Raw genomic sequence first — 15583 nt, forward strand, 5'->3', positions numbered from 1 at the left:
GCGGCGTGCCCCCAGCACGCCGCCGATGGGTCCGGCTAAGGAACGAATGACCGTACTCGCCGTCCTGCCGGCCTCGGCCTCCATCGCGTCCGCCCAGCTCCATGCGCTCGGCGACGATTTCGTGCTCGCCTCGTGGGAGAGCGACGGACCGGAGCCCTCCGGCCGGGTCGTTCCCACCCTCGACGGCGAGGAGGTCCGGCCCCCCTACACCACCTTGTCCGTCCGGACGAGCTGGGGTGGGCAGCGGGTGCTGTCGATCCTGCGGGCGCCCCGGACCTCCGGCGCGCCCGTCCGTTTCGTCGCCCAGGGCCGCGTCGTCGCGGACGTCCTTTCCGAACCGCAGGTCCCCGATCCCGATCCCGCCTTCCTTCTGGGAAGCCTCGACGCCGCCTCGCGGCTGCGCGTGGTCCGCTTCCTCTTCGATTTCGCGCGCTCCACCCCGGCGCTGCGCAGCGACGCCGGCTTCGCCACGGTCTGCCGCCGCATGGTGCTGGAGCTGTCGCCGACCCCTTCCCCCCTCACCGCCCGCGCGCTCGCGACCGGCGAGCTTCTGCTCTGCGCCGGTTCGCTGTCGTCCGGCTTCGGCGAGGTGACGGGGGCCGTCATCATCACCATGGGCGCCGTCGGCCCCTCTCCCTTCGAGGTCTGCATCGGCTCCGCGCTGGACCGGCGCGGGCGCGCGGCCATGTCGCTTCTGGTGGACAAGGCGCTGTGCGCGCCGGGCAACCTGCTGGTGGTGCTGGGCCGCAACGGGCTGGCCTGCCGCGCCTTCTCCGCCGTCGCCCCCAACCTGCCGAGCCTGACCGAGCATCTGTCCGCCCGCCGCGACACCCCGCTGGAGCTGCGCCAGTACATTCTGAACGCGCTCGCCCAACGCGGGCGGTCGGACGCCACGGCGGCGGCGGCGGTCCGCGAACTCCAGGTGCTCGCTCCGCTGGCCAAGCGGCAGGTGGCCGACGCCAAGCGCTCCATCGGCGCGGCGCTCGACCTCGCGGTTCCCACGGGCGACGGCGGGCTGTTCCTGGCCGGCTGGGTGCACGACCCGCACGGCCTGTCCGGCGGCCTGACCGTCCACACGCCCTTCGGCGGCGAACGGCGGCTGGAGGTGCTGGAGCACCGCTTCCCGCGCGAGGACGTGGCGAAGCTGTTCGGCACCGCCCCGTCCACCGACCGCAGCGGCTTCGTCGCCTATCTGCCCGGCGCGCCCGAGCCCGCCGCCGCACTTCAGGTCCATGCGGAGCTTCGGCTCGGTTCCGGCGGGTCGATCCGGCTGGTGCCGCCGCTGCGCCCGCTGTCGCCCGCCGACGCCCGCGCCGCGGTGCTGGGCAGCCTGCCGCCGCAGCACGCGACTCCGCTGGTTCTGGAAACGGTGATCGCCCCGGCGGTCGCGCCGCTGCACGCCGCCCATATGGCGACGCGCAAGGACCCGGAGATCGTCACCTTCGGGCGCGTTCCGGACCAGCCCTTCGTCTCGGTCGTCATTCCGCTCTACAAGGCGCTGGAGTTCCTGCGCTTCCAGCTCTCCAGCTTCGCGACCGATCCCGGCATGGCCGGGGCCGAGCTGGTCTTCGTGCTCGACAGCCCGGAGCAGCGCGACGAGCTGGTGCATATGCTGCACGGCTTCCACGCGCTCTACGGCCTGCCGATGCGGCTGCTGGTGCAGCCCGCCAACTACGGCTATTCGGCGGCCAACAACGCGGGCGTCGCGGCCTCCACCGGGCGGACCCTGCTGTTCCTGAATTCCGACGTGATCCCCGACCAGCCCGGCTGGCTGCCCGCTCTGTTGGGAGCGCTGGAGCGCACGCCCGGCACCGGCGCTGTGGGGCCGAAGCTGCTGTTCGACGACGACAGCCTTCAGCACGCCGGCCTCTACTTCGACCGCGACGTCCGCGGGCGCTGGTACAACCACCATTTCTTCAAAGGCCTGCCGCGCGACTTCTTCCCCGCCCGGCGGGAGCGCAGCGTGCCCGGCGTGACCGGCGCCTGCCTGATGATGACCCGCGAGACCTTCGATGCCGTCGGCGGCTTCTGCGAGGACTACGTCATCGGCGATTACGAGGACTCCGACCTCTGCCTGCGCATCCGCAAGGCGGGGCTGGACATCCGCTACGTCCCCGCGGTGGAGCTGTACCATCTGGAGCGTCGCTCGATCAGCCGGCACCAGGGCTACACCCGCGGTGTCGCCTCCGAATACAACGGCTGGCTCCACGCCCGCCGCTGGGACGCGATGATGGAGGAGCTGTCCGCCCGCGACTGGAACCAGTTGCCCCCGCCGCCGGCCCTGGAGGAGAGCCTGATGCGCCCCCTGTCGGCGGGTGCGCCCACGGAAGCCGCCACCCCTGTTGCCGTCCCGGCCAAATCCCGCCTGTTTGGGCGCGCGGCCCGGAACCGGAGCTGACCCCATGAACGAGATCCTGACCGGGCGCCGCCTCGCCGTCCTGCGCCGCAACACCGACCCGCGGCTGGAATGGCTGTGCGCCCAGGTGGCGCGCAACCGCTTCCTGCCCGTGCCGCCGCCGGACCGCCTGTTCATCGGCGACGGCGATTTCCGGGCCATCGGGGCGGAGTTCCTGCGCCACTTCGTCCGCGTCGGCGGGCTGAAGCCGAAGCATCGCGTGCTGGAGATCGGCTGCGGCATCGGGCGCATGGCCGTTCCGCTGACCCAGTATCTCGACTCCAGCTACGACGGCGTGGACATCGTCGAGGACGGCATCCGCTGGTGCGCGGAGACGATCACCCCGGCCTATCCGGAGTTCCGCTTCCGGACGCTCGACGTGGCGAACGCGCTCTACAACCCCGGCGGGGCGGAGGACGCGGCGCAGACCCGCCTGCCCTTCCCCGACGGCGGGCACGATTTCGTCATCCTGACCTCGGTCATCACCCATCTGCGGACGGCGGAGACGGTGCGCTACGCGGCGGAGATCGCCCGCGTCCTGAAGCCGGGCGGGCGCTGCTTCCTCAGCCTGTTCCTGGTGGACGCCCGCGCGCGGGACGGCATCGCGAAGAAGACCGCGCGCCCTGCCTTCATCGAGGCCGCCGGGCCGGAGTTCATCGCGGACGAGGCCAACCCGAACGCCGCCGTCGCCTACACCGAATCCTTCCTGCTGAACGCCTTCGCGGAACAGGGGCTGCGCCCGGCGCGCCCGGTGCTGCGCGGCCACTGGAGCGGGCAGCGCAACGCCGAGAATTTCCAGGATCTCCTGGTTCTGGAAAAGGAGAGCGCGCGATGAGCCTGCCCCGCGTCCTGGTCGTCGCGCACAACCACCCGAGCCTGCACCCCGGCGGCACGGAGATCTTCGCGCACGAGCTGTTCGGCAGCCTGAAGGCCAAGGGGGCCGAGGCCCTGTTCCTCGCCTGCACCAACGGCGTCCACCGCGACCGCAAGCCCGGCACCAACCTTCAGACGCTGGGCCGCAGCGCCGATGAGGTGGTGCTGTGGGCCGGGCATTTCGATCATTTCTTCCAGAGCCAGATCGACCTGCACGGCATCGTGCCGGACCTGTCGAACCTGCTGCGTGCCTTCCAGCCGGACATCGTGCACATCCACCACACCCTGCTGCTGGGCGTGGAAATGCTGTTCCTGATCCGCCGCGTCTGCCCGCGGGCTAAGATCGTCTACACGCTGCACGACTATTACCCGATCTGCTCCAACGACGGGCAAATGGTCACGACGACCGGGCACGCGCTGTGCCGCATGGCCTCGCCCGACGCCTGCCACCGCTGCTTCCCCGACCGGCCCGCCGACCAGTTCGTGCTGCGGGAGAAGCACATCAAGGCGATGTTCGGGCTGGTGGACCATTTCCTGGCGCCCAGCGCCTTCCTGCGCGACCGCTACATCGCCTGGGGCATCGATCCGGACCTCATCTCCGTCATGGAGAACGGGCGCCCGGCGGTCCGCCCGGCGCCGCACCGTGCGCTGGCCGCGGGCGCGCCGCGCAACGCCTTCGCCTATTTCGGCAACCTGAATCCCTTCAAGGGGATCACGGTCGCGCTGGACGCCGCCGCCCGGCTGGAAAAGCAGGGGCGCGACCTGACGCTGGCCGTCCATGGCGGGGCGCCCTTCCAGACCGACGCCTTCAAGGACAAGGTGGAACAGGGCTTCAAGGCCGCCCGCGCAACCGCCGTCCGGCACGGCCCCTACCGGCGCGAGGAGATGCCCGAGCTGATGGCCGCCGCCGACTGGGTGGTGACGCCGTCGATCTGGTGGGAGAACGCCCCGCTGGTCATCCGCGAAGCCTTCCAGCACCGCCGCCCGGTCATCTGCAGCGGCATCGGCGGCATGGCGGAATCGGTGACGGACGGGGTTGACGGGCTGCATTTCCGGGCGGGGGACGCCGCGGATCTGGCCCGCGTGATGACGCGCGCGATGACCGAGCCGGGGCTTTGGGACCGGCTCGTTTCCAACATACCGGCGGTCCCGACGACCGATGAGGCCGCCGAGAAACACGTCATTCTCTATGACGACATAATGAACGGTCCGGGAGGAGCACATGGGCAAACACATGGGCAGGGCTCGATTGCGGGGAGCATCGCGGGATGAAGGAACCGATCACCAAGGCCGACATTACGGCGGCCATTCTTCTTGACGACGACACGCTCGTCCTGTTCGGCGGCATCGACCGGACGCTGCCGGCGCAGGGCGCCGTGCATCTCGACGGGTCGGTGGAGGGCCGCTACGCCGGTCGCTCCTGGGCGGACGCGGAGGGCGAGCGCTGGTTCCTGGGCGGCATCCGCGTGCCGGGGCTGGCGCAGATGCGCCCGTCGCGCGTGGAGTTGGCGGACGAGAAGGGGGAACGCCTCGTCCTGCCGCGCCTGTCCAACGTCCGCACCAACCCGTCGCACCTCGTCTCCGCGCTGAAGGGCTTCCAGCCCGGCGCGCTGGCCCTGGCGCTGGATTTCGCGATCCAGCTCGCCGCCTCGTCGAAGGATGAGGCGGAGGGCGAGTCCGACCGCATCGGGCGCCTGCTGTCGGGCCTCGCCCAGGAGGTGTCGCAGCCGGACGGATTCGCCGAGGTGTTCGGCCGCTTCCGCGACGGCAGCCTGATGCTTCAGGGCTGGGCGCGCAGCTTCCGCAGCGGCGCCCAGAAGATCCTGATCGAGGCGGAGGAGACCGCCGCCTACCGTGCCGCCGCCGGGTCCTTCGCGCGCCCGGACCTGCCGCCGGACGCGGCGGGCGTGCTGGCCGTGCTGACCGACCGGACCCCGCTTCCCACCGCCATCCGCCGCATCCACTACCGCGCCGCCGAGGGCTGGCGTCATCTGGAGATCTTCGAGCACCGCACCATCCTGCCGGACGGCGTGGCCTCCGCCCATGTGCGCGACATGCTGGGCAACATCCAGGACGCCGAGGCGCGCCAGACCATGGCCCGCATCGCCGCGTCGCGCTACGACGGGGCGGAAACCGTGTCGCAGCTCGACATCCCCGTGCGGATCGGGCTGGACATGGCGCTGCGCGTTCCCGGCGCCGGGCTGTTCGCCGCCGGCTGGCTGCTCGACCCGACGCGGCAGGTCCGCGCCGTCACGCTGAAGGGGCCGGGCGTCTCCGTCCGGCTCGACCAGGGCTGGTCCCGACTGGCCCGCCGCGACGTGACGGAGGCCTTCCAGGGCAACGGCCTGTTCGCCGGGCGTCTGGTCCCCGGCCAGGACCAGCACGGATTCACCGCCTTCGCAGTGGAGCCGTCCGGCCTTCCCCAAGGTGCCGAGTTCCACCTCGAACTGGAACTGGCCGACGACCGCTTCGCCTTCCTGCCGCTGAGCTGCCTGCCCCCCGCGCCGGAAGCGCTGCGCCGGATGCTGTCGCTGGTCAATCTGGACAGCCCCTCCATCGACACGCTGATCGCCCGCCATGTCGGCCCGATGCTGCGCACCGCCCGCGCCCGCTCCGGCGCCGCGCCATCGGCGGGCGTGCACCCGATGGGCCGTCCGGTGAAGACGCCGCGCGTCTCGGTGATCCTGCCGGTGACCGACGGGCGGGAGGATGTGGACCTCAACATTGCCCGCCTCGCCATCGACCCGGACTTCGCCGAGACCGAACTGCTGGTGGTCGCCGCCGCGGGCACGCACGAGCGGCTGGGTGGAGCGGTCCGTCAGGCCGCCGCCTTCTACCGCATGGCCGTCACCTTCGTGGCCGCCCCCGACGCCACCGACATGTTCGAGGCGCTGGCCGCCGCCCTGCCGCACGCCCGTGGCGAACGGGTGCTGACGCTGTCCCCATCCGTCCTGCCGACCGAGAAGGGCTGGCTGTCGGCGCTGGAGCGGGTGTCGCGCAAGTCCGGCGGGCCGGTGATGGTGAGCCCTACGCTGCTCTACGAGGACCATTCGATCCGCTTCGCCGGCATCATGGCGGTGGAGGGTCCGGACGGCGCCAAGACCTTCGAGCGCCGTTTCGCCGGCTATCCCCGCGACTGGCTGAAGGAGCAGGACGCCGCGACGGTCGACGCCGCCGCCCCGGAATGCGCGCTTCTGCCGAAGGACGCGCTGGTCCGCGCGCTCGCCGCCATGGGCTCCTACATGGGCGCCGACCACAAGGGGCTGGATCTCTGCCTGCGCCTGCGCGCGCTGGGCGGGGCCTGCGTCTGGCTGCCCCGCGTCACGCTGGTGGCGCTGGACGAGCAGCCGCGCGACGCGCACGCCGACCGCTGGCACCGCGCCGGCGCCATGGTGGACCGCTGGAGCTTCGAGGACATCTGGTCCGCCCGCGCCGCCGCCTGAGCCCGCACGTCCCGCAAGCCCTATTCGAGATCGGCCCGACCATGAGCAACAAGCGCGTCCTGATCATCAGCCACGGCCATCCCGCCTTCTCGCTGGGCGGCGCGGAGGTGGCCTCCTACAACCTGCACCAGGGGCTGCACGACCTGCCGGGCTGGGAAAGCCATTACATGGCCCGCACCTCCCCGCCGGTCACCCCGCACGGCAGCTCCGCCCTGATGGCGCTGCGCCAGAAGGAGCGGGAGGTCCTCTACCACGCCAACGACTACGACCATTTCCGGCTGTCGAACCGCAACCTGCCGGGGCTGGAGAAGGATTTCGTCCGCTACGTCCGCGACCTTCAGCCGGACGTGGTGAACTTCCACCATTTCCTGGGTCTGGGCATCGAGACGATCCAGGCGGTCCGGCAGGCGCTGCCGCGCGTGCCGATCGTGGTGACCTTCCACGAGTATCTGTCCATCTGCCACCACCACGGCCAGATGGTGAAGACCAGCCGCAACACGCTGTGCTACCGCTCCAGCCCGGCGGACTGCGCCGGCTGCTTCCCGCACATCGGCGAGGCACAGTTCTTCAAGCGCGAGCTGTTCCTGAAGACTTTCCTGGAACAGGCGGACTTCTACGTCAGCCCGTCGAACTTCCTGATCGACCGCTATGTGGACTGGGGTCTGCCCCGCGAGAAGTTCCGCATGATCGAGAACGGCCTGACCGTCGAGGGCATCGCCCCGCCCCGCCCGCTGGCCCGCGGCGGCAAGCGCAACCGCTTCGCCTTCTTCGGCCAGTTGACCGAGTTCAAGGGCGCCCATGTGCTGGTCGAGGCCATCGGCCGCGTCTCCGAGAAGGCGTGGGGCGAGGACGGCGCGCTGATGATCTTCGGCGGCAACCTGGAACGCCAGCCGGAAGCCTACCAGAAGACATTCAACGCGGCGGTGGAGCGTGCGGGGGACCGCGTGCGCTTCTACGGCAGCTACCGCTCCGCCGAGTTGCCCGGCCTGATGAAGGACGTGGATTGGGTGGTGATGCCCTCCATCTGGTGGGAGAACTCGCCGGTGGTGATCCAGGAGGCGTTCCTGCACGGGCGCCCGATCATCTCCAGCAACATCGGCGGCATGGGCGAGAAGGTCACCCACGGCGTGGACGGCCTGCATTTCCGCAACGCCAGCGTCGAGGATCTGGTGGACCGCCTGACCGAGGCGCTGACCACGCCGGACCTGTGGGACCGCCTGCGCATGCGCATCCGCCGCCCCATCGACCGCGCGGAGTGCGCCCGCCGCCACGCCGATGTGTTCGACGCGCTGATCGCGAACGCGGGCGGTGGTGCCGTGTCGATGCCCGAGCGGGCGGTGGCGCAGAAGCCGTGATGGCAATGTTCGGGAGACGGGCCCCCACCCTGACCCTCCCCCGCTGGGCGGGGGAGGGAATTGAAGGCCCTCCCCCGCCCAGCGGGGGAGGGAGGGGACCCACGAAGTGGGGTGGGTGGGGGCAATACGCCATCATTGCCTGCACCCTCCTCCTCGCCACCCCCGCCCACGCCGCCGACCTCCGCGTCACCGTCCCCCCGGGCGCCGCGCTGGAGACCGTCTACGACCACCGCACGCAAGCCTGCGAGGACTGGGACGTCCCCGATGCCCCGGCGCGCGCTTGGAAAGCCGCCGACGGCAGCGTCCGGCTGCTCGCCGCGCACAACCGCGCGCGCATCCTGAGCGGCCCGTCGCTGAACGACCTGCGCCACGGCTGCCGCGTCGTCTTCCAATCGGCCAGGCGCGACGACCCGGCGCGGTTCGACGACATGGGCTGGCTGACCGCGCCCTACACGCTGGACGGCACCACCATCTACGGGCTGGTCCACAACGAATACCACGGCCACAAGCGCCGCGACCTCTGCCCCACGGGCGACTACATGGCCTGCTGGTGGAACGCGCTGACTCTGACCGTCTCGCACGACGGCGGGCGGAGCTTCGGGCCGGCGCGCTACGTCGCCGGGGTGCCCTACCGCTTCCGCGGCGATTTGGGGAAGCGCGCCGGGCTGTTCGCGCCGAGCAACATCGTCGGGCGCGACGGCTGGTACTACGCCATGGCCTTCGCCGAAGGCATCGGCGCGCAGAAGCGCGGCGTCTGCCTGATGCGCACCCGCGACCTCGCCGATCCGGCCTCCTGGCGGGCGTGGGACGGGCGGGACTTCACCGTCCGCTTTCGCGACCCCTACATGGAGGGCGAAGCGAACCCGGAGGCGTCGGTCTGCGCGCCGCTGCCGCCGGGCCGCCTGCCCTTCACCGTCACCAGCCTCGTCCGCCACACGCCGAGCGGCCTGTACGTCGCGGTGATGGCCGGACGGCGCGCCGAGCGCAAAGGGGCCGAGCCGGTGTCCGGCGTGTGGGTGTCCACCTCCGCCGACCTGATCGGCTGGTCCGTTCCCCGTCTCGCCTGGGCGGCGCCACTGCTGACCGACAAGGATTGCGGCGTGGACGAGACCTTCTACTACCCGGCCATTCTCGATCCGGACGCCAGAAGCCGGAATTTCGAGGACACGGATGGAAACGCCTGGCTCTACCTGACCCGGCTTGCCCAGAAGAACTGCAAGCCGACCCGGGAACGCGATCTGGTCCGAATAATGATCCGGGTTGAGCCGTCATGAGGCGGCTAAAATTAACCAATACAAAACCCGGCCCCCGCAATCTCCCACCACCCCGACCCCAGGAGAATTAAATTGGCTAACATCCTAGTCATGATTCCCTCCGGCGAAGTCTATGATCATGACTGCGTGCGGTGGTACAGCTACCAGGACATTCAGCGTAGCATCAATCATTACCACAACATCGGCGACGCCTTCGTCTACGATTCCTCGCTGAAGCTGCTGACCTACGACCGCCTGGATGTCGTGGAGATCCGCGAGTTCAAGCAGGAGGTGGTGGACCGGGCCAACGCCGAATACGATTACGTGTTCCTGCGCGGGTCGAACTACATCCACGACCACATGACCTGGCCGGCGGGCACCGAGCAGGTGCTGTCCAAGCTGCGCATCCCGGTCATCGCCTTCGGCGTCGGCGCCCAGGCCCCGGCCACCGGCAAGCTGACGCTGTCGGATGAGAGCAAGCGCATCTGGCAGATGTTCGCCGACAAGTCCACGACGCTGGGCGTGCGCGGCACCTACACCGCCGAAGTGCTGTGGGATCTCGGCATCAAGAACGTCCGCATCGTCGGCTGCCCGACCGCCTTCCGCAACCGCGATCCGGAGCTGCGCATCGACCTGCCCGCCCTGGACAGCGTGCGCAACGTCGGCATCACCATGCGCCGCGAGGTGTCCAGCCACTATTCGCCGGACGTGAAGACCTACCTCGCCCGCCACCGCGACTTCGTGAAGGACATGAGCCGCCGCTTCGACACCGTCCTGATGATGCAGGGCGAGGTCGAGGAGAAGAAGCTGCTTTGGGGCACCGACGAGCAGAAGGCCGAGGCTTGGGACGAACTGCACAACAACAACTGGCTGAAGAACTGGTACTTCGACGAGGAGCTGGACGCGCTGTACCGCTCGCGCCTGTGGTACTCGGACGTGGTGGCCGACTATGAGAGCATCGTGCGCTCGAAGGATCTCGTGCTGGGCTACCGCCTGCACGGCAACCTGATGGCGCTGTCGAACGGCACGCCGTCCGTCTACTTCAGCTATGACAGCCGCACGGCGGAGTTCGCGGAAACCTTCGCGATCCCCTGCTACGACGTCTATTCGGACAAGCCCTTCGTCCTGGAGGAATACTGGGACCAGAGCCTGTTCGAGAAATTCAACCGCACCTTCTACCAGCGCTACCGCGACATGCGGGAGTTCCTGGACGAGAACTACATCCCGCACCGCATGCCCAGCCCGACCGCGCGCAAGACCCCGCAGCGCAAGGCGGCCTGACGGCGAACACCGCGCGAAGGGCGCCGGCACCGGGCAACGCTCCGGTGCCGGCGCCCGCCCTCCGTTCCCCTTCCGTCTTTCGTGAGTGCCCGCCATGCCCGACACCGTTGCCGCCACTCCGGTCGCGGCGGAAGCCGCGGCTTCCGTCATCGAAGGCCGCGTGGATGCCGTCCAGGCCGGGCGCATCTACGGCTGGGCCTGGGACCGCTCCTACCCGACCGACCGTCTTCCGGTCGAATTCCGCGCCGACATGCCGGACGGACGCAGCGTGGTTCTGGGACGTACGCTGGCCGACCGCCCGCGTGAGGATCTGCTCGGCGGCAATTTCGGCGACGGGCACCACGCCTTCGAAGCCGACCTGGAGCTTCCGGAAGGACTCGACCCCGCGCGCGTCGTCGCCGTGGTTGCGGCCCCGAGCACCGGCACCATCGCCACCTTCGCCCAGCCGAGCGCCGAGGAAAAGCTGCTGGAGCGCACGCTCGCCCCGCATCTGGTGCGGATCGGCGCCGGGCTGGAAACCGCCCGCCGCGACCACCAGCAACTCGCCGCCGCCCAGCAGAGCATCGCCCGCATCCTGCGCGAGATGCAGGACCGCGCTGCCGCCGGGCAGGCCGGGGCCGCTACGGCCACGGCCCAGCAGACCGCCCTGGCGGAGACGCTGCATGGTCTTCAGGAGCGGGTGGCCGGGCTGGAGGTCTTCCTGGTCCGCATGGACACGACGCTGCGCGGCTTCGACGACGCGCTGAAGGTGAAGTCCACCAGATCGCACGCCCCGACCATCATCGCCGCCCTGGCCTCCGCGGTCGGCGCCTTCGCCGCGACGGTCATCGGGCTGGCGATCTTCGGGTAGCGCCACCGTACGGCCACCCTGCCGCCAAGCCCGTGCGCTACGGTAACAGGGCGCCGCGCCCCTGAACATTCCGTGGGTACGAAACCGTTCCGTACCTCTGCGCCGCCCGCCGTTCGCCGACACTCGTGAGCAAGCGCCCCCGAAGGCGCAAGAAGACACACGAGAGGACCGGCGATGACGACCCCGCGGCACCAGTCCCAGGCGCCCCAGCCGCTGACCAACCCGGCGGCGGCGTGGCTGGCCGCCTGGAATCCGTCCGCCTGGACGGAAAATCTGGCCACCCTGTTTCCCTTTCCCTCGGCCCTGTTTCCAATTCCGCCCGCCGGCGGACCGGACAAGGGAACGCTCCCGAATCCGGTGATGGACGCCATCGACTACGGCATCGACGCGATGCAGCGGTGGGTCCTCTATCTGGACGTGATGCGGCGGCGGGGAGACCAGTTCATCGAGCACGCCGAGCACGGCAAGCCCCCCGTCCTGGATTTCCCGCACGAGGTGGTGATGGACGGGCGGCGGCTGCCGCGCCCCTGCAACTACCTGCTGCTGCGCATCCTTCCGGACCCGAAGGTCGGGACCGACCCGGCGAAGCGCCCCTTCGTCATCGTCGATCCGCGCGCCGGCCATGGGCCGGGCATCGGCGGCTTCAAGCCGGACAGCCAGATCGGCGCTGCGCTGCGGGCGGGCCACCCCTGCTACTTCATCGGCTTCACACCCGATCCGGTGCCCGGCCAGACCCTCAACGACGTGGGAATGGCGGAAGCCGCCTTCATCGAGCATGTGGGAAAGCTGCACGCCCAGGCGGACGGCAAACCCTGCGTCATCGGCAACTGCCAGGCCGGCTGGGCGATCATGGCGTTGAGCGCCGTCCGCCCGGACCTGATGGGGCCGCTCATCATCGCCGGTTCGCCGCTGTCCTATTGGGCTGGGGTGAAGGGGCGCAACCCGATGCGCTATCTGGGCGGGCTGTACGGCGGGGCGTGGCTGTCCGCTCTCGCCGCCGACCTCGGCAACGGGCGTTTCGACGGCGCCAATCTGGTCGGCAACTTCGAAAAGCTCGACCCCGCGAACACCTATTGGAAGAAGGCGTACAATCTGTACGCCTCCATCGACACGGAAGCGCCGCGCTATCTCGACTTCGAAAAGTGGTGGAGCGGCTTCTTCCTGCTGAACGGCGAGGAGATCGAGCGGATCACCGAGGATCTGTTCGTCGGCAACAAGCTGACCAGCGGCAACCTGATCGGCAAGGACGGTCGGCGGCTCGACCTGCGGAACATCCGCTCGCCCATCCTGGTCTTCGCCTCCTGGGGCGACAACATCACGCCGCCGCAACAGGCGCTGGGCTGGATTCTCGATCTTTACGGCAGCGTGGACGACATCCGCGCCCGCGAGCAAACCATCGTCTACAACCTCCATCAGAACATCGGCCATCTCGGCATCTTCGTGTCGGGACGCGTCGCGCGGCGGGAGACGGCGGAGTTCGTCGAGAACATCGACCTGATCGACCTGCTTCCCCCCGGCCTCTACGAGATGGTGATCGAGCCGAAGGACCCGGACGCGCCCGGCGCCGATCTGGTGGACGGCGACTACGTGACCCGCTTCGAGCCGCGGACCCTGGACGACATCCGCGCCTTCGGCGGCAACACGCCGGAGGATGACCGCCGTTTCGCCACCGTCGCCCGCATCTCCGACATCAACACCGGCCTCTACATCACCTTCGCGCGGCCCGCCGTCCGCGCCGCCGTGACCGAGGGGACCGCGGAATGGCTGCGGATGATGAACCCGGCGCGGGCGCAATATTACCTCTTCTCGCACCTCAACCCCTTCATGGCGCCGGTCGAGGCGCTGGCCGAACAGGTGCGGGAGAACCGCCGCCCGGCCCATCCCGGCAATCCCTACCTGAAGGCGCAGGCGATGCTGTCCGACGCCATGGTGCAGGCGCTCGACCATTGGCGGGACGCGCGCGACGGGACGGTGGAGCGGCTGTTCATGTCGTTCTACAACGCGCCGCTGCTCCAGGCCATGGTCGGGCTGGCCGCCCCCGGCGCCGAGGCCCGGCCCCCGCGCGTCCGCGACGAGGCGTTCGAGGCGCTGGTCGCCAAGAAGACGGACGACATCCTGGCCCGCGTGGACCAGGGCGGCCTGCGCGAGGCGCTGTTCCGCGTCCTGATCTATGTCGGGCGCGGCGAGGGCGCCTTCGACGAGCGCGCCTTCCACACGCTGCGCCGGGTCCGCGACGAGCATGCCGCCCTGGAACGCCTGCCCCTCCAGCAGGTGCGCGCGGTCTTCCGCGAGCAGGTCTTCCTGATGCTTCTGGACGAGGTCGCGGCGCTGGCGGCGCTGCCCACGCTCGTCCCCGACGCGCAGGACCGCAAGGAGATCATCGCCGCGGCGGAGCGGGTCCTCACGGCCTCCGGCCCGCTCGACGCCACCGAGCGGCGGCGGCTGCGCCACGTCGAATCCATCCTGGCCGGCAAGGCCGAACCCGGCGGTGAACCGGCGCTGAGCGCCGCCCCGCTGGGCAACGGCTCGTCCATCGCGCAGGCCGCGGCGGAGATCGGACGGGTGACGACCCCGCGGCGGGAAAGGCCGAGAATCCAACAGGCGAAGTGACCGGCACCCTCCAAACGGGAGACACGCACATGTCCATCATCAACCCGACCAGCACGACCAACCCGTCGCTCGGCGACGACCTCATCACGCCGGAGGATCTCCGCCGGATCGCCGAGGAACGCGAAATGGCCCTCCTGAGAGAGGCCCAGGAGCGCGACAAGAAGCACCAGGAGGAGCAGGACTCGATCCGCGAGGCCTTCATGCACCAGCATGTCCGCCCCGACGCCAAGGAGCGCTTCACCCGCGCGGTGCGCGCGGCGGCGGAGCGCGGGGTGAATGAAATCCAGATCGTGCGCTTCCCCAGCAGCTATTGCAGCGACGGCGGGCGGGCGATCAACAACTTCGAGCCGAACTGGCCGGACAGCCTCACCGGCTTCGCGCGCGAGGTCTACGACAATTACGAAAATCAACTGAAATCCCGCGGCTACAAGCTGCGCGCCCAGATCCTGGACTATCCCGGCGGCATGCCGGGCGACATCGGCCTCTTCCTGCGCTGGTGACGGAACGATGAGCGATGCACCGACCCCCGGCGGCGGCCTTGGAGACGGCCTTGGAGACGGCCTTGGAGATGGCGGCGGCCCGCCCGCCCGCCGGCACGAGAAGTACGAACGGCTCGTCGCGGCCTGCCGCTCGATCGCGCCCGTCCCGACGGCGGTCGTCCACCCGTGCGACGCGACCTCGCTCGGCGGGGCGGTGGACGCCGCGAAGGAGGGCTTCATCACCCCGATCCTGGTCGGCCCCGCCGCGCGCATCCGCGCGGTGGCCGAGGCCGAGGGGATCGACATCGCCCCCTACGAGATCGTGGACGCCCCGCACAGCCACGCCGCCGCCGCCGTGGCGGTCGGGCTGGTGCGGGAGGGGCGCGCCGGGCTGCTGATGAAGGGCAGCCTGCACACCGACGAGCTTCTGCACGCGGTAGCGCGGCGCGAGGGCGGCCTGCGGACGGAGCGGCGCATCAGCCACGTCTTCATCATGGACGTGCCGACCTATCCCAAGCCCCTCTTCATCACCGACGCCGCGGTGAACATCGCGCCGACGCTGGAAGACAAGCGCGACATCATCCAGAACGCCATCGACCTCGCCCGCGCGCTGGGAATCGCGCTGCCCAAGGTGGCGATTCTGTCGGCGGTGGAGACGATCAACCCGAAGATCCCGTCCACGGTCGAGGCCGGCGCGCTCTGCAAGATGGCCGACCGCGGGCAGATCACCGGCGGCCTGCTGGACGGCCCGCTGGCGCTCGACAACGCGATCAGCCCGGAGGCCGTGCGGATCAAGGGCATCCAGTCCCCGGTGGCCGGACAGGCGGACATCCTCGTCGTGCCGGACCTGGAGGCGGGGAACATGCTCGCCAAGAATCTGACCTTCCTGGCCAACGCCGACGCGGCGGGCGTCGTGCTGGGCGCGCGGGTGCCCATCGTGCTGACCAGCCGGGCCGACAGCGTGATGACCCGCATGGCCTCAAGCGCGGTGGCGGCGCTGTACGCCCACCGCACGCGCATCGCCGAACCGGTGAAGGGGTGACC

At 70.1% G+C, this 15583-nt stretch carries 11 protein-coding genes; all 11 read left to right on the plus strand.

Annotation, left to right across the window (positions count from 1 at the left end):
- The first annotated feature begins 46 nt into the window (after nt 1-46).
- The 11 genes from DS843_RS19340 (at nt 47) to DS843_RS19390 (ending at nt 15581) form a co-directional block, all read left to right on the plus strand.
- Nucleotides 47-2398, plus strand: a complete 2352-nt coding sequence (locus DS843_RS19340) for a glycosyltransferase family 2 protein (RefSeq protein ID WP_149470476.1) — start codon at nt 47-49, stop codon at nt 2396-2398.
- Between the two features lie 4 nt (nt 2399-2402).
- Nucleotides 2403-3230, plus strand: a complete 828-nt coding sequence (locus DS843_RS19345; protein ID WP_149470477.1) for a class I SAM-dependent methyltransferase — start codon at nt 2403-2405, stop codon at nt 3228-3230.
- Entirely contained in the window at nt 3227-4540 is a 1314-nt protein-coding gene (locus tag DS843_RS19350) for a glycosyltransferase family 4 protein (RefSeq protein WP_149470478.1), read from the plus strand. Before DS843_RS19345 ends, DS843_RS19350 begins: the two co-directional genes overlap by 4 nt.
- Nucleotides 4537-6711, plus strand: coding sequence for a glycosyltransferase family 2 protein (locus tag DS843_RS19355; protein ID WP_149470479.1), 2175 nt, complete (start codon nt 4537-4539; stop codon nt 6709-6711). The genes DS843_RS19350 and DS843_RS19355 overlap by 4 nt, the downstream gene beginning before the upstream one ends.
- A 41-nt stretch (nt 6712-6752) precedes the next feature.
- Entirely contained in the window at nt 6753-8066 is a 1314-nt protein-coding gene (locus DS843_RS19360) for a glycosyltransferase family 4 protein (protein ID WP_149470480.1), read from the plus strand.
- Nucleotides 8067-8071: 5 nt separating this feature from the next.
- Entirely contained in the window at nt 8072-9340 is a 1269-nt protein-coding gene (locus DS843_RS19365) for a hypothetical protein (protein ID WP_208852276.1), read from the plus strand.
- Between the two features lie 72 nt (nt 9341-9412).
- The gene (locus tag DS843_RS19370; RefSeq protein ID WP_149470481.1) at nt 9413-10600 is read left to right on the plus strand and encodes a polysaccharide pyruvyl transferase family protein; all 1188 of its coding nucleotides are present in this window, start codon (nt 9413-9415) and stop codon (nt 10598-10600) included.
- Between the two features lie 94 nt (nt 10601-10694).
- Nucleotides 10695-11450 (plus strand): hypothetical protein, encoded by a 756-nt coding sequence (locus DS843_RS19375; RefSeq protein WP_286192190.1) that lies wholly within the window; start codon nt 10695-10697, stop codon nt 11448-11450.
- A 174-nt stretch (nt 11451-11624) separates the two neighbouring features.
- Nucleotides 11625-14060, plus strand: a complete 2436-nt coding sequence (locus tag DS843_RS19380; protein WP_286192191.1) for a DUF3141 domain-containing protein — start codon at nt 11625-11627, stop codon at nt 14058-14060.
- A 29-nt stretch (nt 14061-14089) separates the two neighbouring features.
- The gene (locus tag DS843_RS19385) at nt 14090-14560 is read left to right on the plus strand and encodes a hypothetical protein (protein ID WP_149470483.1); all 471 of its coding nucleotides are present in this window, start codon (nt 14090-14092) and stop codon (nt 14558-14560) included.
- A gap of 7 nt (nt 14561-14567) precedes the next feature.
- On the plus strand, nt 14568-15581 hold the full coding sequence (locus DS843_RS19390) for a bifunctional enoyl-CoA hydratase/phosphate acetyltransferase (protein WP_149470484.1): 1014 nt from the start codon (nt 14568-14570) through the stop codon (nt 15579-15581).
- Nucleotides 15582-15583: the final 2 nt, after the last annotated feature.

Origin of the sequence: Roseomonas genomospecies 6, from assembly GCF_008365375.1 — a bacterium.
In the GTDB taxonomy this organism is placed as follows: Bacteria; Pseudomonadota; Alphaproteobacteria; order Azospirillales; family Azospirillaceae; genus Azospirillum.

Coding starts and splice junctions, on each gene's coding strand:
- DS843_RS19340 (WP_149470476.1), top strand. CDS start 47: ATGACCGTACTCGCCGTCCTGCCGGCCTCGGCCTCCATCGCGTCCGCC.
- DS843_RS19345 (WP_149470477.1), top strand. CDS start 2,403: ATGAACGAGATCCTGACCGGGCGCCGCCTCGCCGTCCTGCGCCGCAAC.
- DS843_RS19350 (WP_149470478.1), top strand. CDS start 3,227: ATGAGCCTGCCCCGCGTCCTGGTCGTCGCGCACAACCACCCGAGCCTG.
- DS843_RS19355 (WP_149470479.1), top strand. CDS start 4,537: ATGAAGGAACCGATCACCAAGGCCGACATTACGGCGGCCATTCTTCTT.
- DS843_RS19360 (WP_149470480.1), top strand. CDS start 6,753: ATGAGCAACAAGCGCGTCCTGATCATCAGCCACGGCCATCCCGCCTTC.
- DS843_RS19365 (WP_208852276.1), top strand. CDS start 8,072: ATGTTCGGGAGACGGGCCCCCACCCTGACCCTCCCCCGCTGGGCGGGG.
- DS843_RS19375 (WP_286192190.1), top strand. CDS start 10,695: ATGCCCGACACCGTTGCCGCCACTCCGGTCGCGGCGGAAGCCGCGGCT.
- DS843_RS19380 (WP_286192191.1), top strand. CDS start 11,625: ATGACGACCCCGCGGCACCAGTCCCAGGCGCCCCAGCCGCTGACCAAC.
- DS843_RS19385 (WP_149470483.1), top strand. CDS start 14,090: ATGTCCATCATCAACCCGACCAGCACGACCAACCCGTCGCTCGGCGAC.
- DS843_RS19390 (WP_149470484.1), top strand. CDS start 14,568: ATGAGCGATGCACCGACCCCCGGCGGCGGCCTTGGAGACGGCCTTGGA.